This window comes from Megamonas funiformis (assembly GCF_010669225.1).
Classification (GTDB): domain Bacteria; phylum Bacillota; class Negativicutes; order Selenomonadales; family Selenomonadaceae; genus Megamonas; species Megamonas funiformis.
Genome location: NZ_CP048627.1, coordinates 2,490,932 through 2,515,943 on the forward strand (window position 1 = coordinate 2,490,932; position 25,012 = coordinate 2,515,943).

A 25,012-nucleotide genomic window follows, 5' to 3' on the forward strand; every position below is an offset into this window, starting at 1 on the left:
CAATTTGTACTCCTTTTGTTTTTATCTTTGTCAAAATTATTTAGACATAGCTTCTAATAATACTTTGTTTTCTTCTTGAGTCAAAGGATATTTAGAAACACCATTTTCTATAGGTTTTACATATGTGCAAGAATCTTGACGTCCAAAAATAGAAGAGAATATCACACCATTATTTTGATTATCAAGCAAAGCTACAGCATAACTCAAATCGCCACCCATATCAGCAAAAGCACAGAAACGATGTACTGCTACTTTTTGAATGGATTTTGTAAATAAAGATTTCATTTCTGCATAATCTGCATCAATTTTATTATTTTTTACTACAAGTTCATTCATTTGAGCAATATTATCAGCTATAATATCCTCTAAACTTTCACCTGTTGCACCATTTACCAATGAATTATAACGTTTTTTAGCTTTGCTTAATTTTACAAGCATCACTATTGATAAAATTATTAATAAAACTAATAAGACTACGATTACAGTTAAAATAATTGATAAATTATCTTGAAATATCTGATTTAGCATTGAAAAATCCATAAATATTCCCTCCTAAATTCTGTTAAAAAAGAATTGATTATTCAATAAAGACTATTCTTTTTAACGTGCAACATTATAGCATTCATGTTTTTATTTGTAAAATCAAAACAGCATTTACTAAATGTTAAAATCCTTAATAATTCTCGATTTGTTCATCTGAGGACTTTCTTGTTTTTCCATCAATAATTCAACTAATCTAGCTAAATCATCATCATTATAAAATTCAATCTCTATACGAGATTTCTTTTTACCTTGCTTTATATTTACATTTGTTCCCAATATTTGTTTTAATCGCTCTTGCACATCATTTAAATACATCTTCGCTTCTTTTACTTGTTCAATCTGCTCGATGACATTATCACCTGCTAAGACTTTTTTGACTAATGCTTCAGCTTTTCTAGCAGATAATTCTCTTTCAATTATCAAATTAGCTAATTTTACTTGAAGTTTTTCATCTTCTATCGCTAAAAGCGGTTTTGCCTGCCCCATATTGAGTTTATTATCTTGTAATAAGCACTGTACTTCTTTTGCTAAATTCAATAAGCGTACAAAATTTGCTATATGCGAACGACTTTTTCCTACTTTTTGCGCTACTTCTTCTTGTTTTAAATTAAATTTATGTAATAACAACTGATATGCATTTGCTTCTTCAATAACATTTAAATTACTGCGTTGGAGATTTTCAATTAAAGCTATTTGTGCTACCTTATCATCATCATAATCTTTTAAGATAATTGGCACTTTATCTAATCCTGCCATTTTAGCTGCACGAAGACGTCTTTCTCCTGCAATCAATTCAAATTCATCATTATCATTTATACGCACAATTAGAGGCTCAATTATACCATATTCTTTTATCGATTTTGCTAGTTGAGCTAATTGCTCCATATCAAACTCCTTTCTTGGTTGAAATGGGTTTGGTAAAATTTCATCAATATTTAAAAATTCCATGTATTTCTCCTTTAAAATATTATAATAATTATTTTAACTTATTACTTTTATAAATTCATTATAATTTAAAACTATAATCAATCATAAAAAATTAATTTAACTAATAACAGTATAATTATACTAAAATTTATGATAAAATTCTTTTCTAGATATAATTATAAACACAAAACATTAAGGGAGATTTTACCATGCCTAAATATAATGCTGCTTTAATGTCCATTGACCCTAGTGAAACTAGACGTTATGCTGGACTCAATAAAGCTCCTAATTTCAATAAAAAAACTATTTTAGAAGCATGTCGTGAAGTCTTATATATTTCTGAACCTAAAGGAATTTGGGAAGTATATGACTATGACGCTAAAAATGGCATTGTACTTGCAGATAAGCCCTTTAAATTAGAAGGGAAAAAAGTAACTAAACATCTTTGTCGAGCTACAAAAGTTGCCATCATCGCTGTTACAATCGGCGAAACTGTTGAAGAAGAAATCTCCCGTCGTTTCAAAGATGGAGAATACACGCTAGCTGTTTTGATGGACGCTGCTGCAACTACAGCTGTTGAACATGTTGCTGATGGTATTGAACAAGCCATTGACCAAAAATTCAATATGCAAGGATTAGTTCGTCGTTGGCGATTTAGCCCAGGATATGGAGATTGGCCTATACAAGCACAACCTGAAATGCTCCGCTTAGCTAAAGCTCATGAAATAGGTATTAGCCTAACTTCATCATTAATGCTTACACCGCGAAAATCCGTTACTGCAATCATTGGACTTATACCTAAAACACAAGATGTCGAACCTGAAAAACAATCTTGTAAATATTGTCCAAACCCTAATTGCAATTTCCGCATAAAACCATTTGACCCTGAATTATTAAATAAAAATTCATGATGATAAACAAATACATTTTATCTTTTTTGCTCAATAAAAATTTCTAGGAGGTATCTTCTATGATACATATATTTGATGGTGCTACTGGCACTATGTTACAAAAATCTGTATTAAAACCAGGAATGTGCCCTGAATTATTAAATATCGAAGCTCCTGAAGCTATCCAAAATGTTCATCGTGCTTATGTAGAAGCAGGCTCTAATATTGTTGAAACAAATACATTTGGTGCTTCTCGCATCAAATTAAATGAATATAACTTAGGCGATAAAGTAGAAGCAATAAATATCGCTGCTGTAAAAAATGCCAAAATCGCCACTGCTGGCAAAGCAAAAGTAGCTGGTTCTATGGGCCCTACTGGTGCTTTTATTGAACCTTTAGGCGAATTGACTTTCGATGAAGTTTATGAAAATTATTATGAACAAGCTAAAATTTTAGCTGACGCAGGTGTTGATTATATCCTCATCGAAACTTGTATTGAAATCCAAGAAATGCGTGCTGCCCTTCTCGCTGCTAAAGATGCTTGCGATTTACCTGTAATCTGTCAATTATCCTTCAGTGAAGATGGCAGAACTGTAACAGGCACAGACCCACAATCAGCTGCCATTATCTTAGAAGCTATGGGCGCAGATATTATCGGTGCCAACTGCTCTTTAGGCCCTGAACAATTAGTTCCTATCATAAAAGAATTAGCCGATAATTGTTCTTGCCCTATCAGTGTACAAGCAAATGCAGGTATGCCACATTTAGAAAATGGTCAAACAATCTTCCCACTCACTCCAGAAGATATGGCTAAATGGGCACCAAAACTTGTAGAAGCTGGTGCAACTTATATTGGTGGTTGCTGTGGAACAACTCCTGCTCATATCAAAGCTATCAAAGAAGCTTTAGCTGACGTTTCCGAACCTATCCGCAAAACACCAAATCCTAATCTTGCCCTTGCTAGCCGTTCTAAAACTGTATTTATTGGCAAAGATTTACCTACAAGATTAATCGGCGAACGTATCAATCCTACTGGTCGTAAAAAATTAGCCGAAGAAATAAAAAATGGTTCATTTATCTCTGTAAAACGTGAAGCTATTGAACAAACTCAAGCTGGTGCTCAAATCCTTGATGTAAATATGGGTGTTGCTGGAATTGACCAAGCAAAAGCTATGCACAAAGCTATCACTGAAATTTCTCAACTTGTAAATACACCACTTGCCATTGATACAAGCGATGTCAAAGCATTAGAAGCAGGGTTAAAAGCATATCCTGGTAGAGCACTCATCAATTCTGTAAGTGCAGAACCTGATAGATTAAAATATTTTATACCATTAGCTAAAAGATATGGTGCTGCAATCTTATGCTTGCCATTATCTGATGAAGGTATCCCTAAAACAGCTAAAGAACGTCTTGCACTAGCTCAAAAAATAATCGCTGAAGCTAAAGCTCAGGGCTTAAAAGATAACAACTTTTTACTTGACGCGCTTGTAATGACTATAGCTGCCGATAAAAATGCTTGTAATGAAGTATTAAACACTTTAAAACTTTATCGCGAACATATTGGTGCTCCTTCCACTATGGGACTTAGCAATATATCCTTTGGACTTCCAAATCGTCCACTTATCAATAGCACATTCTTCACTATGTGTTTAGCAATGGGATTAGATGCTCCAATCATGAACCCTTATGATGATTCTATGCAAAATGCCTTGAGTGCTTCTAATGCTCTTTTAGCTAAAGACCCTAATGGTCGCGATTATAGTCTTAATCATTCCGGTCAAAATATCCCTGTAGCTAAAGCTAAAAATGCAGTATCTAGCGGTGATATCATTGAAGATATAAAATCTGCTATAATCAGTGGGGAAAAAGAATCCATTGCTCAAATGGTAGAACAAGCTTTAACTGAAGGACATAAAACAAATGAAATTACAGATAAAGCTTTAAGCGCAGCAATGAATGTCGTTGGCAAAGATTTCGGTGCGAAAAAAATCTTTTTACCACAAGTTATGTTATCCGCTGAAGCAATGCGTGAAGCTTTCATCAAAATCAAAGAACGTATTCCAGCTGATAGCGTAAGTAATAAAGGTACTATCGTCATTGCCACTGTAAAAGGCGATATCCATGATTTAGGTAAAAATATCGTATCTGCGCTTTTAGAAAATAACGGTTTTAAAGTTATCGATTTAGGTAAAGATATTGATAAAGAAGAAATCATTAAAGCAGCTATAGATAATAAAGCCGATATGATCGGTTTATGCTCCTTGATGACAACTACTATTACACAGATAGATGAAGTCATCGCTGAATTAAATAAAAGCGAGTACTCCACAAAAGTCATGATCGGTGGCGCTGTAGTAACTCAAGAATATGCTGATAATGTCGGTGCTGATGCTTATGCTCCTGATGGCGTTGAAGCTGTAGAAATCGCTAAAAAACTTATTAATAAATAAAATTGAGGATAAATTTATGCAATATAAATATCATAATATTATTTTTGATTTAGATGGTACATTGATTAATTCTGGACCTGGTATTATTCATGCTGTACAATATGCTTTAAAAAAATATGGCATAAACGAAACAGATATGACGGTTTTAAAAAGTTTTGTAGGTCCGCCATTAAATCAGCAATTTATCAATTGCTATAATTTTAGTCATGAACAAAGTCTTGAGGCTGTAAAATATTTTCGAGAATATTATACAGATAAAGGTATTTTAGAAAATGAAGTATATGAGCAAATACCTGAATTATTAAAGACTTTAGTTGAAAATGGTTTAAAATTATTGATTGCTTCTTCGAAACCTGAAAAGTTTGTAAAAAATATTTTAAGTCAACATGATTTACTAAAATATTTTGCCTTTGCTGGCGGTAGTTTGCTTGATGGCAGTCGTATAAATAAAGATGATGTATTAGCTTATGTTTTAAAACAAATGCAAATTACAGATTTAAATGACTGTATAATGGTAGGTGACCGTAAATACGATGTCATTGGCGCGAAAAAATTTAATTTAAAATGTGTTGGTGTAACGTATGGATATGGCAGTCTTGAGGAATTAAAAGATATTAATGCCGATTTTATTATTGATAAACCTTTAGAATTATTGAGTATTATCAAATAAAAATTGCAGAGCGTAAGCTCTGCAATTTTTTTATTTTTCTTGTACAAATACAAAATTTTCTTTTATAAATTCCACAAATTTACGTGAAGCTAGTGACATTGTATCCCAATTTTGCCATGCTAAAGCTACATTGCGTTCAGGGTGTTCTTTTATTGGTCGAATAGCTAAGCCATCTTCAAATCCATTTAAAACTAAACTATACATGGCAGATATCCCTAGACCTTGTTTTACCATAGCTAAAATTGAATAATCATCATAAACTTTATATTCAATCTGTGGCTCTAATTTATAATCAGCAAAAGCATGCATAATCACACTATGGCGACCTTCATCTAATAAAATAAAAGATTCTTTGGCTAATTGGTCTAAAGATATAATCGGTAAATTAGCTAATTTATGATGTTTAGGCAATACTGCCATCATTTCATCTCTATATAAAAATTCCATATTGATGCCTGAAACTACATCACTATTTACAAAACCAAAATCAATTTCTCCATGCAAAATCCATTTTTTTATGCTTGTGTATTCACCTTGTTTTAAAACAAAATTGACTGTAGGATATAATGATTTAAAACTCTTCATCAATTGCGGTAAAATATTTCTGCTTACACTAGTAAAAGTGCCAATACGTATAACGCTATGCTCTAAACCCTTCATTTCCTGTTGCCTTTGTTTCAATGAAAGTTCAGCATGAAAAATTGCCTGTATATACGGATAAAAAGATTTACCATCATCTGTTAATGTTATGCCTTCTTTTTTCCTATCTATCAAGATGGTTCCTAATTCTTGTTCTAACGCCTTTATACTTTGACTAATCGCACTTTGCGAATAGCCCACTTCTTTTGCTACCTTTGTAAAATTTCCATTTTCTATGACTTTACAAAAAATCCCATAACGCGAAACCATATGCATTCGCTCTCCCATTAGTTTTACTTATGTAGTTATTATAAATATTCGTTTTCCTAATGTAAATATAACTGCTATAATATTTATACAAAATACATATTTAAAAATAAAATACAAAATGGAGGAAATCGCTATGAATGAATTAGATATTGCTGACGATGTTTATCCAGTAGACAATATCTCTGTAAAAAAACAAGCTTTTAAAGATGGTATACGTGATGGTTTTCCTATTGCTCTTGGTTATTTAGCAGTTTCCTTCTCTTTGGGAATCACTGCTAAAAATGCAGGACTGACAGCATTTCAAGGCTTTTTAACAAGCTTTCTTGTAAATGCTTCCGCTGGTGAATATGCTGGCTTTACTTCTATTGCTACAATGGCAACATATATAGAAGTATTTCTCGTTATCTTAATCGCTAATTCTCGTTATTTGATTATGAGTTGCGCTTTAAGTCAAAAATTATCGCCAGATATTCCATGGTATCAACGCATTTTAATCGGCTTTGATATCACAGATGAATTATTTGCCATTTCTATCGCTAGACCTAATTATCTAAATCCTTTCTATTACTTTGGTGCTATGTTCATCACTATGCCATGTTGGGCTGGTGGTACAGCTCTTGGAATTGTTGTAGGTAATTTATTGCCAATTCAATTGATAAGTGCTTTTAGTGTAGCATTATACGGCATGTTTTTAGCCGTTATCATTCCACCTGCACGAAAAAATAAAGTAATCGGTGTATTTGTTATCATCAGCTTTATTGCTAGCTACTTATCCACTTACCTTCCTTATATATCTGAATTATCAAGTGCTACACGTATCATTATTTTAACTATAGTATTATCTTTGATTGCTAGTATCTTATATCCAGTAAAAACAAAGGATGGTGAAGAGAATGTCTGAGGTATATATATACATTTTAGTCATGGCTTTAACTAGTTTTGCTATTCGTGTTTTGCCACTGACTTTAATTCAAACAGAAATAAAAAATCCGCTGATAAAATCTTTTCTTTACTATGTTCCTTATATCACATTAGCAGTTATGACTTTTCCTGCAATTATACAGGTAACACAGACACCACTTTCTGGAGCTATTGCTCTTGTCATTGGTATTGTACTTTCTTGGTTTGGTGCTAATTTATTCCAAGTAGCCTCATCTTGTTGTTTATCTGTATTTGTTGTAGAACTTTTACTTTTATAAAAAATCTTTACTATGAAAAAGGCATCTTAATAAATTATTAAGATGCCTTTTTTTATTTTTTTGTAGTTATAATTTTTACAATATATGCTACTTCATCATCACTTATTTTTATATTATAATCTTGCTCTATATCTTTTAAAGCTATTATTATTTTATCAAATAAAAGTTTTTCTTTTTCTTTGTATAAATCTAAATTATTATATTTTATATCAATTTTACTTAAACATCTATCTAACATACATCCCATATGAATCATTAAGTCTAGTACATATTCTTCATTTTTCGGATTATATTCTATTTTTTCTATAAACTTCCTAATTTTAGTTATAGCATATTTAGGATTTATAAATTTAACATATTTTTCCAATAAATCTTTAGCTGTTTCAAAAATAGTATAATTTGCTTTATTTTCAGGTAACATAAATATACCATTAATATTTCCATCTAATAAATGAAAGAATACTTGTTGTATTTCAGATTGCATTAATTGATTTATTGGAAAAAATGGGATTGGTAAAATAGGATCAATTGTTCCAACAACTGCTAAAATATAATACCTATCTTGCATTTTTTTAAATACATCTTTTGCATTTTCTAAATCAACAGGAATAATTTTTATCTTATCAGCATAATATTTATCAATTAATTCTTCTAAGATATTTTTAGCAATTATACTACTACCTTTGCCTGTTGCACAAACTGATAAAATAGCTAATTCTTTCTTTTTAGCAACAACAATTTTATTACAATTATCCTCAACAAACTTTGCCTGTTCATATACATTATCTATATCTTCCATATCATATAAAACATGTCTTAACATTTCTAAAGCTATTGGTGTTGAGACATTTTTTACTACTTTAGTTTTTATACCTGTTTCAGATGTTAATTTCTTATCAAAATCTAATAAAGATCCCATATCTGCCAATATTATAATACCTTTACCCTTATTTATAGCTAATGCCATTGATTTTAATTTTTTATATGTTTCATCAATACTTTGGGATAATGGCATATCTATTGCTTTCATCATATTAGTATTTAGCAACATATTACAGGTATTAGCAATACTTGTAGCTGTTGAATCTCCATGACATATTATAATTATTCCTATTTTATTATTGTCCGATATCTCCACTCTACTATGAAATAATAATAATGCTAAAAATCCTTTTTCACTTTCTGGAACAATTATTCCAAATTTATTACTAATTTTTTTCACTAAATCATTTGCTACACTAAATTCTTCTGGATGTTCTTTTTTTATCTTAAATAAATGTTGATTACTACTTACATTATTCTCTTCTACTCTCTTTATTAATTCTTGAATATGTAATGATAAACTAAATAAAAAATGATTAGAAAAATTAACTTGTAATTTTTCTCTTGCGTATTCTATAAACTGCATTGTTGCTAATACAATATCTTTAGATACTAATTTATAAAGATTATTTAAATTAGAATTTGTATTGTTAAAATGTTTACTTACACTACATAAATAATTATCAATATCAGTTTTTAATACATCTGTTATATTTTCTAGAGCTACTCCCTTTTGTTTTAAACTATCTAATTTCTTAGTTATAATTTCATATATATCATTTGTTTCTTCATATTCTATATTTTTACTATTAGGTCTAATAACTATATCTTCAGAAAACATATTTAAATAACTTGTAATTGATTTATCTAACTTTAAATAATTCAATAATACATCTCTAATTTCTTTATTTAACATTTGATATCCAACATATATTCGTTGATTATTTTGTAAATATTGTAAAAAAGCATTTGCACATAAAAGCTTTATTTCTGACCTTAATTGTCCAATATTACCTCCAATGAAATCAAATAATGCTAAAGCTTTTAAAACTTCTGGTGCTATTAATATTTCTTGTTGTAAATTTATTGCTTCAAAACGAAAAAATTGTTCTATAAGTTCTATTTTTTCCGCTATAGGTTTATCTTTATATCTTGGTAAAATTATATTTACTGGAACACGTCTAATAAATGTATTTAATAATGTAGTAGATGGATCTTCTGTAGTTGCTGCTATTATTAAAACATTACTTTTTCTTTTACTTCCATCTCCTAATCTATTATATTCACCTTTGTCCATAAGATAAAATAACATTTCTTGTCCATCTGGTGGTAATCTATGTACTTCATCTAAAAATAAAATTCCTCCATTAGCTTTTTCTACTAATCCTATTTTATCTGTATCAGCACCAGTAAATGCACCTTTCACATGTCCGAACAACTGCGATAATAATAACTGAGGATTATTAAAATAATCTGCACAATTAAAGGTTACAAAAGGATAATCTTTATTTTCTTTATTATTCATCAACAATCCATATGCATGCATAGCTTGAGCAAATGTTGTTTTCCCGACTCCACTTTCCCCTAATAATAGCGTATGTAATCCTTTAGGCGGATATACAATTGCTGCTTTTGCCTGTCTAACTTGTGATAGTAAACTACTATTATATCCTAATAACATTTCAAATGGATCATTTATAGATGTATTTAATATATATTCCCTTAATTCATTAAAAGTATATATATTTTTTATTGGTACATTATATTTTTTATTCATTTCATTTAATATTTCTTTATCTATAAATGTAACTGGTCTACTATTAATTTTTACTAATTTACCATTCTTACACAATAGATTTAATATACTACTAGCATTATTACGTAAAATACCATATTCATTTTGTATCTCTAATGCTGTTATACCTAAATTTTTACCATCTTTTAAACCCTTTATAAAAACCTCAACCTTACAATTGCGTTTTATAAAATCTAAAATATCATTTGCTTGACTCATCTTATACTCCTTATTTATTAGAATTTTTATAAAAAAGATAATATATACACTATTCATTTTATAATATATACACTAGCATAAAAATTATAATTTGTGTATATATTTTTTTATCTTTATATATTATTAATATACATTTTTAATATACATTAAGTTGGCACAGAAATTGCATTATAAATATTACAAAAATATATTTTAAGGAGGTGCTTGTTATGTCTACTTCTATGTTACATGAAGATTTAATATTTTTAAATTATAAAACTACTAACTTTAAAAATTTGATCGAAGAATTATCTCATATTTTATATAAAAAAGGTTATGTAAAAGAAAGTTATACTTCTGCTATTTTAGAAAGAGAAAAACAATTTCCTACTGGATTAAAAACACCTGGTATTAATATTGCTATGCCTCATACGTATCCAGAACATGTAATAAAACCTGCTATTTTAGTAGCTACTCTAGAAAATCCTATTGATTTTCATGAAATGGGTAATAGTTCTAATACTGTTCCAGCAAAATTAATTTTTATGTTAGCAGTTACAGATCCTAAAGGACATTTAGAAATATTAAGTAAATTAATGTCTATATTTTCTCAAGAAGATAAACTTATTGACCTATATAATTCTACTCAAGCCAAAGAAATTATAGACAAATTAAATAAAGTTTTAAATTAAAAGGAGTTTGATTATCATGAAAAGAATTTTTGTAGCTTGCGGTTCTGGTGTTGCAACAAGTCAAACAGTTGCTTCTAAAATTCAATCTATGTGTGAAGATGAAGGATTAGATGTTTCTGTTGAAGCTGTAGATATTAAATCTTTAGAAAGTATTATTGATCAGTGTGACATTTATGTTTCAATTGTTTCTGACAATGCTGATGAATGGGATGTTCCAACTATTAAAGGTATTCCATTCTTAACAGGTGTAGGTATGGACGAAGAATTTGAAAAATTAAAAGAATTAATTGAAGCATAAAAAAAAGCGGACTCTATGATATAAAACACATAGAGTCCAAAAAAATATATATTGCACGACTATTATAACATAAAAATAATTCATTACAAAACTACAATCAAAGGAGGAAAACTGTATGTTTAATGATATATTAAATTATATTCTTGGCCTTGGAGCCGCTATATTTTTACCTATAATAATGATTATACTTGGTTTATGTGTAAAGATGAAATTAAAAAAAGCTATTATGGCAGGTCTTACATTAGGTATTGCTTTTACTGGTATGAATGTTGTTTTAGGCTTTATGTTTAGTAGTATTAGTCCTGCCGCTCAAGCGCTCGTAGAACGTACTGGATTAGAACTAACTGCTATTGATGTTGGTTGGTCTCCAATAGCTGCTATTGCTTGGGCATGGCCATTTGCTCTTTTTATGTTTCCTCTACAAATTGGTATTAACTTAGTTATGCTTGCTTTAAAATTAACAAATTGTTTAAATGTCGATTTATGGAATGTCTGGGGAAAAATATTAACTGCTACTTTAGTTGCTTATATTACTGGAAATATTGCCTTCGGTTTTATTGCTGGCGCAATTCAAATAATCTTAGAATTAATTAGTGGTGATTTAATTCAAAAAAGATGTTATGAAGCTACTAAAATTCCTGGTGTTACTTGTACTCATCCAATGTTTTTACAAGGTCCTATTTTATTTTTAATTAATCGCATTCTAGATTTTATTCCTGGTATCAATAAAGTTAACATTGATGCTAATGAATTAAAAAAACGTATTGGTATATTTGGTGAAAATAGTGTAATGGGATTCATTGTTGGTGGATTAATCGCATTTTTAGGTGGTTATGCTATTAAAGAAATTTTAATTACAGCAATGTCTGTTGCAACTGCAATGATTTTATTCCCAATGGTAGCAAAACTTTTCATGCAAGCACTTGCCCCTATTGCTGACGCTGCTGGTGCCTTTATGAAAAGTAAATTCAAAGGCCGTGATTTTTATGTTGGTTTAGATTGGCCATTTATGGCTGGCTGTTCTGAAGTCTGGGTTATTGCTATTGTATTAGTTCCTATTGAATTAATTCTTGCTGTTGTTTTAAGCCAATTAGGTTTAAATACATTAATTCCACTAGCTTCTATTATCAACGTTGTTTTAACACCACCAGCTATGATTATTGCTAGAAAAAATCTTGTTCGCATGTTTTTAATTTCTATTATTGCTACTCCATCTTATTTAATTGCTGCTACTCAGTTTGCACCACAAATTACAAAGATGGCTGCTGATACTAATACACTTCATGCCGAAGCAGGTCAATTCATATCTTGGATGCAAGTTGAAGCTCCTGAGTTTAGATGGTCTATCGTACATGCATTTAATGGCGATTTAACTGGTATTATTGGAATTATTATCTTTGCTATTTTATTTGCTTGGTATTTCCTAAGCATGAAAAAAAGCAATGCTCAAGATAGTGCTAAATAAATAAATTACTTAAAATATTAATTTTGAAAGGTTGTATAAATATGTTAGAAGAATTAAAAAAACAAGTTGTAAAATATGCTCTTCAAGCTGATAGAAGTGGTTTATGTAAACATAGATCTGGTAATTTTAGCGTTCGTGATCCTAAAACAGGATATGTATGTATTACTCCTACTGGAATGGATAGAGAAGAAATGACCTATCATGATGTTGTTGTTATAGATCTAGATGCTAATGTTATTGAAGCAGAAACTGCTCAACGTAGACCGACTAGTGAAAGTTTAATGCATTTGGAAGTATATAAACAACATCCTGATATCAATGCCGTAGCTCATACTCATTCAAAATATGCTACTGCTTTTGCTGTTCTAAAAAAACCTTTACCTGCCGTTGTTTATGAAATCTTAGGTCTTGGTTGTAAAGAAGGAATTGTTCCTGTTGCTGATTTTGGTAGACCAGGAACACCAGAACTAGCTATTAACACTGTAAAAGCTTTAGAAAAATCAGATGTTGCTTTAATGCAAGCACATGGTGTAATCGCTATTGATAAAGATTTAAAAGAAGCTCTCTTAAAAGCTAGTTATGTAGAAGAATTAGCTGAAATTTATTATCATACTCTTGTTATTAACAATGGTAATGAACCTCCTTATGTATCAGATAGTGAACTTCAAAAATGGGAATATCCTAAAGAAATTAAACTATTGGATTCATTAACTAGAACATCTTCAAAATAAAACTATAATAAGGAGGATATATTATGAAAAAATTAATTAATAAACCAGAAGACTTTGCTCGTGAAACAATAGAAGGAATTGTCTTAGCTCATCCAGAATCCTTAAAAATGGTAAATAATAGTTGGCACTGTTTAGTTCGTGCAGACGAAAAAAAAGAAGGAAAAGTAGCTATTGCTACTGGTGGTGGTTCTGGTCATCTCCCAGTATTTTTAGGATATGTTGGTTATGGTCTTGCTGACAGAGTAACTGTTGGTAATGTATTTGCTTCTCCAAGCGCAGAAGCTATGCATGAAGTTGATAAAGCTATTAATTCTGGTGCTGGTGTATTACATTTATATGGTCGCTATGGTGGCGATATTATGAATTTTGGTATGGCTTCTGATTTAGATGAAATGGAAGACATTCCTGTAAAAGAAGTATTAGTAACCGATGATATTGCTTCTGCACCTAAGGGTAGTGAAAGTAAACGTCGTGGAGTTGCAGGTTTAGTATTTGCCTATAAATGTGCTGGTGCAGCTGCCGAAAAAATGTATAACTTAGACGAAGTTGCTCGTATAGCTCAAAAAACTGTTGATAATACAAGAACAATGGGCGTTGCTCTTACACCTTGTATTGTTCCAGAAGCTGGTAAAGCTACTTTCAGTATTGCTGAAGATGAAATGGAAATCGGTATGGGTATACATGGGGAACCAGGTATTCATCGTACTAAATTAATGAAAATTGATGATGTTGTTAGTAATATTATGGAAAAAATCCTTGAAGATCTACCATTTGAAGATGGTTGTGAAGTTGCTGTTTTAGTAAATGGTCTAGGTGGTACACCAAAAGAAGAATTATATCTTGCTTATCGTAAACTTTATCAAATCTTATCTGACAAAAATATTTCTATACATCGTAAATATATTGGTGAATATGCTACTTCTCTTGAAATGGCAGGAATGTCTATATCTTTATTAAAATTAGATGATGAGTTAAAAGAAATGATTGATGCTCCTTGCTATTCTCCATTTTTTGAACAAAATCATTAATAAAGGAGGATTTTCTTATGGAAACTATTAATAAACTCAAATTAAAGGAAATTCTTGGTAATATTTTGGAGTCTATACAAGATGCTAAAGATGAATTAATTGCTCTTGATGGTGCTATGGGCGATGGAGATTTAGGTCTTACTATGTGCAAAGGATTTGAAGCAATTTATCAAGAAATTGATATACTAGAAGAAACTGATATGGGGAAATTAATGATGAAATTAGGAATGAAAATGAATTCTGTAGTTCCTTCCACTATGGGAACATTAATTTCTACTTGTTTCGTAAAATCTGCACCAAAAGCCAAAGGCAAATCTGAATTAAATCTAACAGATTTAGTAGAAATGGGCAAAGCTGCTGTTGATGGTGTTATGCAACGTGGTGGTAGTAAAATCGGTGATAAAACTATGCTAGATGCTTTAGCTCCAGCAATTAATGCCTTAGAACAATCATTATCTGAAAATAAAACATTAGCTGAAGCTCAACAAGCTGCATATCAAGCATCAATAGAAGGTGTAGAAAAAACAAAAACTTTAAAATCTGTTCATGGTAGAGCTGCTTATTATAATGAACAATCTATAGGCAAGCAAGATCCTGGAGCTACTGCTGTTATGTATATTTTCCGTGGTATTGCTAAATCATTTTAAAACCTTTTCTTCTAAAAAAAGTCTAGAAATAACTTATATAAGTTATTTCTAGACTTTCTTATTTTTCTTATTATAAAGAAATCACTTCTGCTAAATGTCTTAAATCTTCTGGGTATTCTTTTTTATTAGTGATTGCATCACGTAAATCAATGCAAACAATATTTCCACGTTGCATACCAAAAACAATATTATGAAGTCCAGAAACAGCTGCAAGTGTTGCTTGTTCGCCTAATACACTTGCAAATACACGGTCATTAGCTGTTGGTGAACCACCACGTTGAACTAAACCTAAAACAGTCAAGCGTGTGGAAATTCCTGTTCTAGCTTCTAATTCTTTTACTAACTCTTGCATATTGCCAGTACCTTCAGAAGCCAAAATTACTAAATAAGATTTACCACCATCATGTAATTTTTGTACTTTATTGATAATTTTTTCCTTATCAAATTCTTCTTCTGGTACTATAACCATATTTCCGCCACCAGCAACGGCTGAATATGTAGCAAGCCAACCACATTTATTGCCCATTACTTCAATAATAAATGTACGACGATGTGCTTTTGCAGTATCACGAATTTCGTTGATTGCCTGTAAAATAGTATTTACAGCAGTATCTGTACCAATAGCATAATCTGTTCCCCAAATATCATTTTCAATAGTAGCTGGAATACCAATTACAGAAAATCCTGTTTCACGTTCAAATTCTTCTGCTCCACGTAAGCTACCATCACCACCGATAACAATCAAAGCATCAATATTATGTTTTTTTAGATTTTCATAAGCTAATTGACGACCTTCTTTTGTACGGAAACGCTTACAAAAACTTGTACCCAAGAAAGTACCACCACGCTGAATAATATCGGCTACAGATATAGAAGTTAATTCTTCCATATTATCATCAACTAAGCCTCTATATCCATCATAAACGCCCCATATACGCACGTTATTATTAATCGCAGTTCTCACTACAGCTCTAATAGCCGCATTCATTCCTGGTGCATCTGTACCACTTGTCAATACAGCAATATTTTCTACTGACATAAAAAAACCTCCTCAAAAATTAAAAGCATTTATATATTTTATTCGCTAAATAATAACTAATATCCTTGTAAAAATCCCTAAAAAAACAAAATCTCCAAATATTATTGCTTAGCTTGACAACTCATACTCTAAAATGATAAATTTTAGTTAACAATCTGTGTAACTGACGGAAGTGGAATTAACCACATGAAGCACAGATTTATACAGCCGACCGTCTGGGCAACAAAATCTAATAGTATTATATTTATTTTACAGGAGGAATATCGTAAATGAATTCTATGGAATTAAAATACGGATGTAACCCTAATCAAAAACCTGCTCGCGTTTTTATGAAAGATGGACAAGATTTACCATTCACAGTTTTAAATGGACGTCCAGGTTATATTAATCTTTTAGATGCCTTTAACAGTTGGCAATTAGTTCGTGAATTAAGAGAAGCTACAGGTCTTCCATCTGCTGCATCTTTTAAACATGTAAGCCCTGCTGGTGCAGCTGTTGCTGTTCCTTTATCTGAAACATTGAAAAAAATGTATTTCGTTGAAGGTATCGAACTCACACCTATGGCTACAGCATATATTCGCGCTCGTGGTGCTGACCGCATGTCTTCTTATGGAGATTTTGCTGCACTTTCCGATGAATGTGATGCTGCTACAGCTCGTTTCTTAGCCCGTGAAGTATCCGATGGTGTTATTGCTCCATCTTACAGTGCTGAAGCTTTAGAAATCTTAAAAACAAAACGTAAAGGTAACTATCTTGTAATTCAGATGAACCCTGATTACAAAGCACCTGAACTTGAAACAAAAGAAGTTTTTGGCGTTACTTTTGAACAAAAACGCAATGATATTAAAATCACTGAAGAATTATTCAATAACATTCCTACAAAAAATAAAAATATCACAGATGAAGCAAAACGTGATTTACTTATCGCTTTAATCACATTGAAATACACTCAATCCAATTCCGTATGCTATGCTAAAGACGGACAGGCTATCGGTATCGGTGCTGGTCAGCAATCCCGTGTACATTGCACTCGTCTTGCTGGTAATAAAGCAGATATCTGGCATTTACGTCAAGCACCTCAAGTATTAAACTTACCATTTAAACCAGATGTTCGCCGTCCAGACCGCGATAATGCAATTGATGTATATATCTCTGATGAATATATGGATTTACTCGGTGGCGACGATTGGAAACGCGTATTCACTGAAAAACCTCCAGTATTCACTAAAGAAGAAAAAGATGCTTGGCTCGCTCAAGTAAAAGGCGTAGCTCTTGGCTCTGATGCATTCTTCCCATTCGGCGATAACATTGAACGTGCTCATAAATCTGGCGTAGAATTTGTCGCTCAAAGCGGTGGTTCTATTCGTGATGATAATGTTATTGAAACTTGTGATAAATACAATATGGCAATGGCATTCGTTGGAATTCGTTTATTCCATCATTAATTTCTATAAATAGAATTATAATGAATATTAATCTTTTTTATTCAATATGTATTTTGATTTTAATAAGTATTTTTTGTATATTTTTTCTTAAATTATATAAAAAAACAAACTCATTAAAAATATATTTGATTTTACTTACACTTATTAGTCTAAATTTATATTATTCTAGTCATTCACCAATTACATCTTATCCAGATACATTACCAATAAAAGAAACTATCCACATGACTGATAAAGAAATTGTTTATACTATTGTCAAACAAGAACTATCTTATCATAAAAATAAAAGTCTTTTTGCTAATGGTAAAATCTTTGATTATAAAGATATCTCTGTATATAGTGTACCTAATGAACCAACTATATATTCTGTAGTATTTTCTATTCAGTCAGGTGATGACGATTTTTGGTTGCCTGGTAATGGGACTAAACAAGAAAATAATTGGATTATTAATAAATCAAATTATATGCAACTTATTAAAGAAAAAGATTATTATCGTCTTATTTCTATAGGGACAGGATTATAAAAATGGCACTAACTATGTTAGTGCCATTTTTTTATTTATAATACTTATCTTTATATAAATCTACATTCATTTTATACATATCTGCTCGATAAGATGCTAATGAATATTCAAATGGAATATCATTTTGATTATATGCAACCGTTGTTATATATAATAATGGAGCATTTTCCATAATACCCAATAAATCAGATAAATAAGGGTCAGCAACTGTTGCATGAATTTGACGATTAATATGAGCAATCTCTATATTATATTTTGTTTTTAAAGTATCGTATAAAGAATTTTGCTCTAAATCTTCATCAATTAAGCCCTTACATAATTTCACAGGTATAAAAGTTTTAACATAAACTATAGGTTTATCATCAGCATAGCGCAAACGTTCAAGACAAATAACTTTATCTTTTTCTGTTAGCTTCAATTTTTCCATAACTTCAGCAAAGACATCTATTTCTGATATAGATAAAAGCTTCGTTTTAGGCTTTAATCCATAATATTGCATCTCTTGATTATATGTTTGGATTTTTTGAATGAAATCCCCTGCAATTTTAGGACGAGTAACAAATGTCCCTTTTGATTTAATTCTATTTAAATAACCTTCATGTACTAATTCTAAAAACGCTTGTCTAACTGTCGGTCTTGAAACATTTAAATATGCACATAATTCTTCTTCTGGTGGAACTAATTCACCATCTTTTAAGCTATTATCTTCAATATGCTTTATCATAAAAGTTTTTATTTGATAATATAGCGGAATAGGAACTGTTCTATCTATTTTTAATTGTTCATATATCGAATTCATTTATAATCTCCTTTCAAAAAAATTATAAAATATTAACTATCTTTTATCAATAAGTTATTATATATTGACTTAATTTTGTTATTTTGTTATTATGTAATTACATAATAACAAAGAAAAGAGCGATAACTATGAATAAATTTAGTAAATACTTTGATCACACATGTTTAAAACCTTATGCTACTAGAGAAGATATTGCTAAACTTTGCGAAGAAGCTAAAAAATATGATTTTATGATGGTAGCTATCAATTCTACACAGACAAAATTATGCAAAGAACTTTTAAAAGAAACTGATATTCATGTAGGTGCTGCTATTAGTTTTCCTTTAGGGCAAACTACAATAGAAACTAAAGTCTTTGAAACTAAAGATGCTATTGCAAATGGTGCAGATGAAATTGATTATGTAATTAATATTACAGAATTAAAAGAAAAAAATTATGATTATATCAAAGAAGAAATGACTCAAATAGTAGATGTTTGCAGAAAACATAATGTAATTTCTAAAGTTATTTTTGAAAACTGCTATCTTACTGATGAAGAAAAAATTAAATTATGCGAAATAGCACTTGAAGTAAAACCAGACTTCATCAAAACTTCTACAGGCTTTGGTACAGGTGGCGCTACAGTTGAAGATGTAAAACTCATGAAAAGCATTGTCAAAGACACAGTAAAAGTAAAAGCCGCTGGTGGAATTCGCGATTTAGATACTTGCTTAAAAATGATTGAAGCTGGCGCTGAAAGAATTGGCACATCTTCTGCTATAAAAATCACAGAAGCATACAATAATAAATAATTAGGAGCATACCTATCTATGGGTAAATACTTACTAGCTCACGACTTAGGAACATCTGGAAATAAAGCCACTTTATTTTCCACAGAAGGGCAACTCATCGCTAGTTGCACATATAATTATGATGTTTATTACTCTAATAATAATTGGGCAGAACAAAATCCTAACGATTGGTGGCAAGCTGTCATAGCTACCACTAAAACATTAATAAAAAATATTAATCCTAAAGATATTTTAGCTGTGTCCTTTAGTGGTCAAATGATGGGTTGTGTCTGTGTAGATAAAAAAACAAGAACCACTAAGAAATGCTATTATTTGGGCAGATATGCGTGCTACAAAACAAACTCAACAAATAGCTAAACAAATATCACCTCAAAGATTTTATGAAATAACAGGTCATCGTCTTTCTCCTAGCTATGGTGGTCAAAAACTTATGTGGATAAAAGATAATGAACCGCATATTTATGCTAAAACGTATAAAATGCTAAATGCAAAAGACTTCATCATTTTAAAATTAACAAATCAATTTGTTACTGAATACAGTGATGCCTCCTCTACTTGTCTAATGGATTTAAATAAATTATGTTGGTCTGATGAATTATTAAATATTATGGGCATTGATAAACAAAAAATGCCTAAACTCTTAAAATCCACTGATATTACCGGATATATAACTAATACTGCTAGTGAATTAACTGGACTTTGCCCTAATACACCTGTTGTTTGTGGTGGAGGCGATGGGGTATGTGCTGCCGTTGGCACTGGTTGTATCAAAGAGGGAATTGCTCATAGTAGTATTGGTACTTCTTCTTGGATATCTATAACTACAAAAAACCTATTTTCTCCAAAAATAAAAGCACTTTTAATTGGGCTCATATAGTTCCTGGATATATCCTACCTACTGGTACTATGCAAAGCGGTGGGGGCGCTTACTCTTGGTATATAAATAAATTTTGCCAATACGAACAAAATCTAGCTCAAAGAGGACATAAATCTATTTATGACATATTAGAACAAGAACTTGCTAATACTTCTGTTGGTAGCAATGGACTATTATTTTTGCCTTACCTTATTGGTGAACGAAGTCCTTGGTGGAATACAAATGCTAAAGCTAATTTCATTGGTCTAAAAATGGAACATCAGCGAAAAGATTTATTGCGAGCAATTCAAGAAGGCGTTGCTATGAATTTAAATATTATCTTAAATATATTTAAAGCTGAAAATATCCATATATCTGAATTAGTAGCTGTTGGGGGTGGAGCTAAAAGTAAATCATGGCAAAAAATATTTGCTGATGTTTATAATACTAAAATCATTCTGCCAAAATTATTAGATGAAGCTGCTTCTATGGGTGCTGCTATCACTGCTGGTGTTGGCATTGGTATTTTTAAAGATTTTGAAGTAGCCAGCAAATTTATTTCTTTAGATAAAATAATTGAACCTACCCCTACAAACGTAAAAAAATATCAAAAATTACAGCCAATTTTTGAAAAAGCTTATTTGCAATTGCAATCATTATTTGAACAATTAAATGATTTCAGTGAAAAGAGGGTTTTAGATGAATAATATTCTTTTAAATAATGGTGTAAAAATTCCTCAAATTGGTTTTGGCACATGGAAAGCACCAACAAGTGAAGTTACTATAAATGCTGTGAAAACAGCTATCGAAAATGGTTATACACATATCGATTGTGCTAGCGTTTATGGCAATGAAAAAGAAGTTGGTCAAGGCATTATTGCTAGTAATATTTCTCGCGATAAATTATTTATCACAGGTAAATTATGGAATGACATTCGCGGTTATGATGAAACTATTACAGCCTTTAATCAAACATTAAATGATTTAGCTATTGATTATTTAGATTTATATTTAATTCATTGGCCAAGACCACAAAAATACCATGATGATTATATTGAAAAAAACCGCCAATCATGGAAAGCTATGGAAGATTTATATAAACAAGGAAAAATTCGTGCTATTGGTGTGAGCAATTTTAAAGAGCATCATATTGATGAATTACTTGAAACTTGTGAAATCAAACCTATGGTTAATCAAATTGAATTTCATCCTAGCTGTTTGCAAAAAGATATTAGAGATTATTGTAAACAACGCAATATCGTAGTTGTCGGTTATAGTCCTTTGGCAAATGGTAAAGTATTTCAATGTGAGGAATTAAAAATCTTTGCTCAAAAATATAATGCTTCAATAGCGCAATTATGTGTTCAATATGCTTTACAACACAATGTTATACCTCTTGTGAAAAGTGTTACTAAAGAGCGTATTATTGAAAATCTAAAAATAAATTTTACAATTAGTTGTGAAGATTTGTGTGTTATTGATAATATAACTACTTGTGGTGGTTCTTACAAAGATAGTGATAATATTAATTTTTAATTATATTAAATAAAAAACTGCACTTTAAGTGCAGTTTTTTTTATTTTAAAAATTCTTCAATCTCTATAAATTCATCATCTAAAAAATACACATATTTTCTTTAATTTAACTCACAAATTGACAATATTGTTAACACTAAGTATAATTATTAGCTGTGTGTGTATTTATATAAGATATATGTACATAATAAATTCATCGAAAGGACTATTTTTATCTGTATGAACACTTCTTCTCAACACCAAAAATCAATGATTAATACTATAATTGATGGTATCGCTGGTATATTTTTACCCATTGTCAGTTTACTAAGTGCCGCTGGTATCTTAAAAGGTATTATTGCTGTATTAATTGCCACAGATGTACTAATTAAAGAAAGTGATAATTACCTTGTTTTAAATGCCATGACTGACAGTTTATTTTACTTTTTACCCATGTTATTAGCCTATACATCAGCTAAAAAATTTGGTGCTAATCCCTTTACTGCTGTCGTTATTGCAGGTATTTTCCTTTATCCTTCACTAAATCATATCTTAGAATCTGGTCAAACTGTAGAATTCTTCCATATTCCTTTAAAAGGTGTTACCTACCATTCTAGTGTTATCCCTATTATTTTAGCTTCAGCATTATTAACTTTTGTTGAAAAATTCTTAAATAAAATTTTCCCTGATATGGTAAAAGGGTTTTTGACACCTCTTTTGTGTATTATTTTTGTAGGATTTGTAACATTATTCTTATTTGGCCCTATTGGTATGGTTATAGGTGATTTTCTCGCTAATATCTATGAATATATCTATAAATTTTCCCCAATTATATCAGGAGCGTTATTAGGTACAGTCATTCAACCAATGGTAATCTTTGGTTTCCACTGGAGTTTTATTTTAATCGGTATGAATAATATTGCCGTATTGGGTTCGGATACAGTTTTAGCCTTAATGGGACCTGCTGTATTTGCTCAAGCTGGTGCAGGACTTGCTGTATTCTTAAAAAGTAAAGATACGAAATTTAAATCCATTTGCGCATCTTCTATTTTGTCAGCATTATTTGGTATCACTGAACCAATTATGTTTGGTGTAAATTTACCTCGCAAAAAGCCTATGATAGCCGTATGCATCGGTGGTGGTATTGGTGGTGCTATCGCTGGTTATTCAGGCGCTAAAGCTATCGCTTTTGCCTTTCCTAGTCTAGCTTCTCTTCCTGTATTTTATGGCGATGGCTTTCTATTGTATATTTTAAGTGATGTAATTGCTGCCATTATTGCTTTCATCATCGCTTATTGTTTAAAATTTAAAGTTGATTTAGCAAAATAAAAAGATAGTACAAATTGAACTGCACCCCAAAAGTTGGACAAAAAACAACTTTTGGAGGTGCAGTTTTTTTATGACTAAATACTCAAATGAATTTAAAGTTAAAGCAATTAAAATGGTTTTAAAAGGAGATTCTATTTCTCATGTAGCTAAAATTCTAAACATGCCAGATATAGCTCCTCTTTGCAGATGGATATCTCATTATGAACATGGTGGTATTCCACAACTTCTTCATAAAAATCGTAAATATACTCCTATCTTTAAGCAAAAAGTTATTGAATATAAATGGCTACATCATTTATCATTAAATCAAACAGCAGCCAAATTTTCCATTCCTAATACTGGTACAATTTCTACATGGGAAAAGTTGTATCATTCTTATGGCTTTTCTGGCTTACTTGCTAAGAAACGAGGTAGACCATCTATGAAAAAATCTAAATCTAAATACAAAGTTAACAAACCTAAAAAAGAACTTTCTTATGTTGAAAAATTGGAACAAGAAGTTTATCAATTAAGGATGGAAAATGACCTATTAAAAAAGTGGCATGCCTTAATGAAGCAATGGGAAAAGGAAGGAAGACACTAGTTTTAGTAATTGCTAAATTAAGGAAAAAATATACTCTAAAAGCCCTATTAAACTATACAAAATTAGCTAAAAGCACATATTATGATGCATTAAAAAAATTATCTAGAGAAGATAAATATAAAGGATTAAAAACATTAATTCATAATATTTGTAATAAAAATCATGGAAGATATGGATATAGAAGAGTAACTATGCAGCTGCATAAACAAGGGATAAAAATCAATCATAAAGTTGTTATGAGATTGATGAAAGAAGAAAATTTAACATGCAAAGTAAGAGCAAAGAAATACAAATCGTATAGAGGGCAAGAAGGAAAAATAGCTAAAAATATATTAAATAGAAATTTCAAAGCAGAAAAACCAAACGAAAAATGGGCAACAGATGTAACAGAATTTGCATTATGTAATGAAAAAATATACTTATCACCAATAATAGATTTATATAACGGAGAAATAATAAGTTATAAAATATCGAAAAGACCAATACTAAAGCAAGTATTAGATATGGTAGAAGATGCAACAAGAAAGATAAAAGAAACAAAAGGGATAATTCTACACTCAGACCAAGGATGGCAGTATCAGAATAAAAAATATCAAAAATTATTAAAAGAAAAAGGCATTATCCAAAGCATGAGCCGAAAAGGTAATTGCTTAGATAATGCTGTAATAGAAAATTTCTTTGGTTTGCTAAAAAGCGAATTATTCTATTTAAAAAAATTCAAATCCGTTGAAGATTTTATAAAAGAGTTAAAATCTTATATAAAATATTATAATACAAAACGGATAAAGATAAAACTAAAAGGACTTAGTCCTGTAGAATACAGAATTAAGTTTCAATTAGTAGCCTAATTAATATGTCCAATATT

The 25,012-nt window shown here is 30.5% G+C and carries 26 protein-coding genes and 1 riboswitch; of the genes, 20 read left to right on the forward strand and 6 right to left on the reverse strand.

Going from position 1 to position 25,012, the window contains the following annotated elements; translation table 11 throughout:
- Nucleotides 1-36 precede the first annotated feature (36 nt).
- Together GXM21_RS12380 and GXM21_RS12385 are read right to left on the reverse strand one after the other, a co-directional pair.
- A complete protein-coding gene (locus GXM21_RS12380; RefSeq protein WP_008539276.1) occupies nt 37-540 on the reverse strand; it encodes a DUF4446 family protein in 504 nt (167 codons plus the stop codon).
- A gap of 117 nt (nt 541-657) precedes the next feature.
- Nucleotides 658-1,491, reverse strand: a complete 834-nt coding sequence (locus GXM21_RS12385) for a ParB/RepB/Spo0J family partition protein (RefSeq protein WP_008539275.1) — start codon at nt 1,489-1,491, stop codon at nt 658-660.
- A 188-nt stretch (nt 1,492-1,679) separates the two neighbouring features.
- Between GXM21_RS12385 and GXM21_RS12390 the strand changes: the two genes are divergently transcribed.
- From GXM21_RS12390 to GXM21_RS12400, 3 genes are read left to right on the forward strand one after another with little or no spacing between them, the layout of a single operon-like run.
- The gene (locus tag GXM21_RS12390) at nt 1,680-2,381 is read left to right on the forward strand and encodes a vitamin B12 dependent-methionine synthase activation domain-containing protein (RefSeq protein ID WP_008539274.1); all 702 of its coding nucleotides are present in this window, start codon (nt 1,680-1,682) and stop codon (nt 2,379-2,381) included.
- Between the two features lie 59 nt (nt 2,382-2,440).
- On the forward strand, nt 2,441-4,813 hold the full coding sequence (locus tag GXM21_RS12395) for a homocysteine S-methyltransferase family protein (protein ID WP_008539273.1): 2,373 nt from the start codon (nt 2,441-2,443) through the stop codon (nt 4,811-4,813).
- Nucleotides 4,814-4,829: 16 nt separating this feature from the next.
- On the forward strand, nt 4,830-5,483 hold the full coding sequence (locus GXM21_RS12400; RefSeq protein WP_008539272.1) for an HAD-IA family hydrolase: 654 nt from the start codon (nt 4,830-4,832) through the stop codon (nt 5,481-5,483).
- 30 nt (nt 5,484-5,513) lie between these two features.
- On the opposite strand, the gene GXM21_RS12405 is transcribed toward GXM21_RS12400, so the two are convergent.
- Nucleotides 5,514-6,392 carry a LysR family transcriptional regulator gene (locus GXM21_RS12405; RefSeq protein WP_244263883.1) on the reverse strand — a complete coding sequence of 293 codons (879 nt, stop codon included), beginning with the start codon at nt 6,390-6,392 and terminating at the stop codon, nt 5,514-5,516.
- 133 nt (nt 6,393-6,525) lie between these two features.
- Between GXM21_RS12405 and GXM21_RS12410 the strand changes: the two genes are divergently transcribed.
- Both GXM21_RS12410 and GXM21_RS12415 read left to right on the forward strand, forming a co-directional pair.
- Nucleotides 6,526-7,293, forward strand: a complete 768-nt coding sequence (locus GXM21_RS12410; RefSeq protein WP_008539270.1) for an AzlC family ABC transporter permease — start codon at nt 6,526-6,528, stop codon at nt 7,291-7,293.
- Nucleotides 7,286-7,591 (forward strand): branched-chain amino acid transport AzlD family protein, encoded by a 306-nt coding sequence (locus GXM21_RS12415; protein ID WP_008539269.1) that lies wholly within the window; start codon nt 7,286-7,288, stop codon nt 7,589-7,591. The genes GXM21_RS12410 and GXM21_RS12415 overlap by 8 nt, the downstream gene beginning before the upstream one ends.
- Nucleotides 7,592-7,643: 52 nt before the next feature.
- On the opposite strand, the gene GXM21_RS12420 is transcribed toward GXM21_RS12415, so the two are convergent.
- Nucleotides 7,644-10,427 (reverse strand): sigma-54-dependent transcriptional regulator, encoded by a 2,784-nt coding sequence (locus GXM21_RS12420; RefSeq protein WP_008539267.1) that lies wholly within the window; start codon nt 10,425-10,427, stop codon nt 7,644-7,646.
- Between the two features lie 209 nt (nt 10,428-10,636).
- Between GXM21_RS12420 and GXM21_RS12425 the strand changes: the two genes are divergently transcribed.
- The 6 genes from GXM21_RS12425 to dhaL all read left to right on the forward strand — a co-directional run bounded on the left by GXM21_RS12425 (nt 10,637) and on the right by dhaL (nt 15,267).
- Nucleotides 10,637-11,098: a PTS sugar transporter subunit IIA gene (locus GXM21_RS12425; RefSeq protein ID WP_008539266.1), complete on the forward strand. Its 462-nt coding sequence runs from the start codon at nt 10,637-10,639 to the stop codon at nt 11,096-11,098.
- A gap of 16 nt (nt 11,099-11,114) precedes the next feature.
- Complete coding sequence (locus tag GXM21_RS12430; protein WP_008539265.1) at nt 11,115-11,396, forward strand: PTS sugar transporter subunit IIB; 282 nt, start codon at nt 11,115-11,117, stop codon at nt 11,394-11,396.
- Nucleotides 11,397-11,511: 115 nt separating this feature from the next.
- Nucleotides 11,512-12,861, forward strand: a complete 1,350-nt coding sequence (locus tag GXM21_RS12435; RefSeq protein ID WP_008539264.1) for a PTS galactitol transporter subunit IIC — start codon at nt 11,512-11,514, stop codon at nt 12,859-12,861.
- 41 nt (nt 12,862-12,902) lie between these two features.
- Nucleotides 12,903-13,592, forward strand: a complete 690-nt coding sequence (locus tag GXM21_RS12440) for a class II aldolase/adducin family protein (protein WP_008539263.1) — start codon at nt 12,903-12,905, stop codon at nt 13,590-13,592.
- Between the two features lie 23 nt (nt 13,593-13,615).
- On the forward strand, nt 13,616-14,620 hold the full coding sequence (locus GXM21_RS12445; RefSeq protein WP_008539262.1) for a dihydroxyacetone kinase subunit DhaK: 1,005 nt from the start codon (nt 13,616-13,618) through the stop codon (nt 14,618-14,620).
- Between the two features lie 17 nt (nt 14,621-14,637).
- Nucleotides 14,638-15,267 (forward strand): dihydroxyacetone kinase subunit DhaL, encoded by a 630-nt coding sequence (dhaL, locus tag GXM21_RS12450; RefSeq protein ID WP_008539261.1) that lies wholly within the window; start codon nt 14,638-14,640, stop codon nt 15,265-15,267.
- A 70-nt stretch (nt 15,268-15,337) separates the two neighbouring features.
- Here the strand turns inward: dhaL and pfkA are convergent, their stop codons facing one another.
- A complete protein-coding gene (pfkA, locus tag GXM21_RS12455) occupies nt 15,338-16,306 on the reverse strand; it encodes a 6-phosphofructokinase (RefSeq protein ID WP_008539259.1) in 969 nt (322 codons plus the stop codon).
- 149 nt (nt 16,307-16,455) lie between these two features.
- A riboswitch (ZMP/ZTP riboswitch) is annotated at nt 16,456-16,534 on the forward strand.
- A 41-nt stretch (nt 16,535-16,575) separates the two neighbouring features.
- Here pfkA and GXM21_RS12460 point away from each other — a divergent pair.
- Nucleotides 16,576-17,751: a phosphoribosylaminoimidazolecarboxamide formyltransferase gene (locus GXM21_RS12460; RefSeq protein WP_008539256.1), complete on the forward strand. Its 1,176-nt coding sequence runs from the start codon at nt 16,576-16,578 to the stop codon at nt 17,749-17,751.
- Nucleotides 17,752-17,975: 224 nt separating this feature from the next.
- Nucleotides 17,976-18,275 carry a hypothetical protein gene (locus GXM21_RS12465; protein WP_019000047.1) on the forward strand — a complete coding sequence of 100 codons (300 nt, stop codon included), beginning with the start codon at nt 17,976-17,978 and terminating at the stop codon, nt 18,273-18,275.
- A 31-nt stretch (nt 18,276-18,306) separates the two neighbouring features.
- Here the strand turns inward: GXM21_RS12465 and GXM21_RS12470 are convergent, their stop codons facing one another.
- On the reverse strand, nt 18,307-19,074 hold the full coding sequence (locus tag GXM21_RS12470) for a GntR family transcriptional regulator (protein WP_008539253.1): 768 nt from the start codon (nt 19,072-19,074) through the stop codon (nt 18,307-18,309).
- Between the two features lie 128 nt (nt 19,075-19,202).
- Here GXM21_RS12470 and deoC point away from each other — a divergent pair, with 128 nt between their 5' ends.
- The 7 genes from deoC (at nt 19,203) to GXM21_RS12500 (ending at nt 24,995) form a co-directional block, all read left to right on the forward strand.
- On the forward strand, nt 19,203-19,865 hold the full coding sequence (gene deoC / locus GXM21_RS12475; RefSeq protein ID WP_008539252.1) for a deoxyribose-phosphate aldolase: 663 nt from the start codon (nt 19,203-19,205) through the stop codon (nt 19,863-19,865).
- A gap of 18 nt (nt 19,866-19,883) precedes the next feature.
- Nucleotides 19,884-20,222 (forward strand): FGGY family carbohydrate kinase, encoded by a 339-nt coding sequence (locus GXM21_RS13165; RefSeq protein WP_008539251.1) that lies wholly within the window; start codon nt 19,884-19,886, stop codon nt 20,220-20,222.
- Complete coding sequence (locus GXM21_RS13170) at nt 20,188-20,742, forward strand: FGGY family carbohydrate kinase (RefSeq protein ID WP_008539250.1); 555 nt, start codon at nt 20,188-20,190, stop codon at nt 20,740-20,742. Before GXM21_RS13165 ends, GXM21_RS13170 begins: the two co-directional genes overlap by 35 nt.
- Complete coding sequence (locus GXM21_RS12965; protein WP_208854429.1) at nt 20,673-21,428, forward strand: FGGY-family carbohydrate kinase; 756 nt, start codon at nt 20,673-20,675, stop codon at nt 21,426-21,428. The genes GXM21_RS13170 and GXM21_RS12965 overlap by 70 nt, the downstream gene beginning before the upstream one ends.
- Nucleotides 21,421-22,257 carry an aldo/keto reductase gene (locus tag GXM21_RS12485; RefSeq protein ID WP_008539248.1) on the forward strand — a complete coding sequence of 279 codons (837 nt, stop codon included), beginning with the start codon at nt 21,421-21,423 and terminating at the stop codon, nt 22,255-22,257. Before GXM21_RS12965 ends, GXM21_RS12485 begins: the two co-directional genes overlap by 8 nt.
- A gap of 218 nt (nt 22,258-22,475) precedes the next feature.
- Complete coding sequence (locus GXM21_RS12490) at nt 22,476-23,564, forward strand: PTS transporter subunit EIIC (protein WP_008539247.1); 1,089 nt, start codon at nt 22,476-22,478, stop codon at nt 23,562-23,564.
- 70 nt (nt 23,565-23,634) lie between these two features.
- A protein-coding gene (locus GXM21_RS12500; protein ID WP_370763700.1) for an IS3 family transposase occupies nt 23,635-24,995 on the forward strand; the annotation gives its coding sequence in 2 pieces (ribosomal slippage) (nt 23,635-24,135 and nt 24,138-24,995; 1,359 coding nt in all).
- Nucleotides 24,996-25,012: the final 17 nt, after the last annotated feature.

What these genes read in the sequence shown, in the direction of transcription:
- GXM21_RS12380 (WP_008539276.1), bottom strand. Translation starts at nt 540, where the DNA reads ATGGATTTTTCAATGCTAAATCAGATATTTCAAGATAATTTATCAATT.
- GXM21_RS12385 (WP_008539275.1), bottom strand. Translation starts at nt 1,491, where the DNA reads ATGGAATTTTTAAATATTGATGAAATTTTACCAAACCCATTTCAACCA.
- GXM21_RS12390 (WP_008539274.1), top strand. Translation starts at nt 1,680, where the DNA reads ATGCCTAAATATAATGCTGCTTTAATGTCCATTGACCCTAGTGAAACT.
- GXM21_RS12395 (WP_008539273.1), top strand. Translation starts at nt 2,441, where the DNA reads ATGATACATATATTTGATGGTGCTACTGGCACTATGTTACAAAAATCT.
- GXM21_RS12400 (WP_008539272.1), top strand. Translation starts at nt 4,830, where the DNA reads ATGCAATATAAATATCATAATATTATTTTTGATTTAGATGGTACATTG.
- GXM21_RS12405 (WP_244263883.1), bottom strand. Translation starts at nt 6,392, where the DNA reads ATGGTTTCGCGTTATGGGATTTTTTGTAAAGTCATAGAAAATGGAAAT.
- GXM21_RS12410 (WP_008539270.1), top strand. Translation starts at nt 6,526, where the DNA reads ATGAATGAATTAGATATTGCTGACGATGTTTATCCAGTAGACAATATC.
- GXM21_RS12415 (WP_008539269.1), top strand. Translation starts at nt 7,286, where the DNA reads ATGTCTGAGGTATATATATACATTTTAGTCATGGCTTTAACTAGTTTT.
- GXM21_RS12420 (WP_008539267.1), bottom strand. Translation starts at nt 10,427, where the DNA reads ATGAGTCAAGCAAATGATATTTTAGATTTTATAAAACGCAATTGTAAG.
- GXM21_RS12425 (WP_008539266.1), top strand. Translation starts at nt 10,637, where the DNA reads ATGTCTACTTCTATGTTACATGAAGATTTAATATTTTTAAATTATAAA.
- GXM21_RS12430 (WP_008539265.1), top strand. Translation starts at nt 11,115, where the DNA reads ATGAAAAGAATTTTTGTAGCTTGCGGTTCTGGTGTTGCAACAAGTCAA.
- GXM21_RS12435 (WP_008539264.1), top strand. Translation starts at nt 11,512, where the DNA reads ATGTTTAATGATATATTAAATTATATTCTTGGCCTTGGAGCCGCTATA.
- GXM21_RS12440 (WP_008539263.1), top strand. Translation starts at nt 12,903, where the DNA reads ATGTTAGAAGAATTAAAAAAACAAGTTGTAAAATATGCTCTTCAAGCT.
- GXM21_RS12445 (WP_008539262.1), top strand. Translation starts at nt 13,616, where the DNA reads ATGAAAAAATTAATTAATAAACCAGAAGACTTTGCTCGTGAAACAATA.
- dhaL (WP_008539261.1), top strand. Translation starts at nt 14,638, where the DNA reads ATGGAAACTATTAATAAACTCAAATTAAAGGAAATTCTTGGTAATATT.
- pfkA (WP_008539259.1), bottom strand. Translation starts at nt 16,306, where the DNA reads ATGTCAGTAGAAAATATTGCTGTATTGACAAGTGGTACAGATGCACCA.
- GXM21_RS12460 (WP_008539256.1), top strand. Translation starts at nt 16,576, where the DNA reads ATGAATTCTATGGAATTAAAATACGGATGTAACCCTAATCAAAAACCT.
- GXM21_RS12465 (WP_019000047.1), top strand. Translation starts at nt 17,976, where the DNA reads ATGACTGATAAAGAAATTGTTTATACTATTGTCAAACAAGAACTATCT.
- GXM21_RS12470 (WP_008539253.1), bottom strand. Translation starts at nt 19,074, where the DNA reads ATGAATTCGATATATGAACAATTAAAAATAGATAGAACAGTTCCTATT.
- deoC (WP_008539252.1), top strand. Translation starts at nt 19,203, where the DNA reads ATGAATAAATTTAGTAAATACTTTGATCACACATGTTTAAAACCTTAT.
- GXM21_RS13165 (WP_008539251.1), top strand. Translation starts at nt 19,884, where the DNA reads ATGGGTAAATACTTACTAGCTCACGACTTAGGAACATCTGGAAATAAA.
- GXM21_RS13170 (WP_008539250.1), top strand. Translation starts at nt 20,188, where the DNA reads ATGCGTGCTACAAAACAAACTCAACAAATAGCTAAACAAATATCACCT.
- GXM21_RS12485 (WP_008539248.1), top strand. Translation starts at nt 21,421, where the DNA reads ATGAATAATATTCTTTTAAATAATGGTGTAAAAATTCCTCAAATTGGT.
- GXM21_RS12490 (WP_008539247.1), top strand. Translation starts at nt 22,476, where the DNA reads ATGAACACTTCTTCTCAACACCAAAAATCAATGATTAATACTATAATT.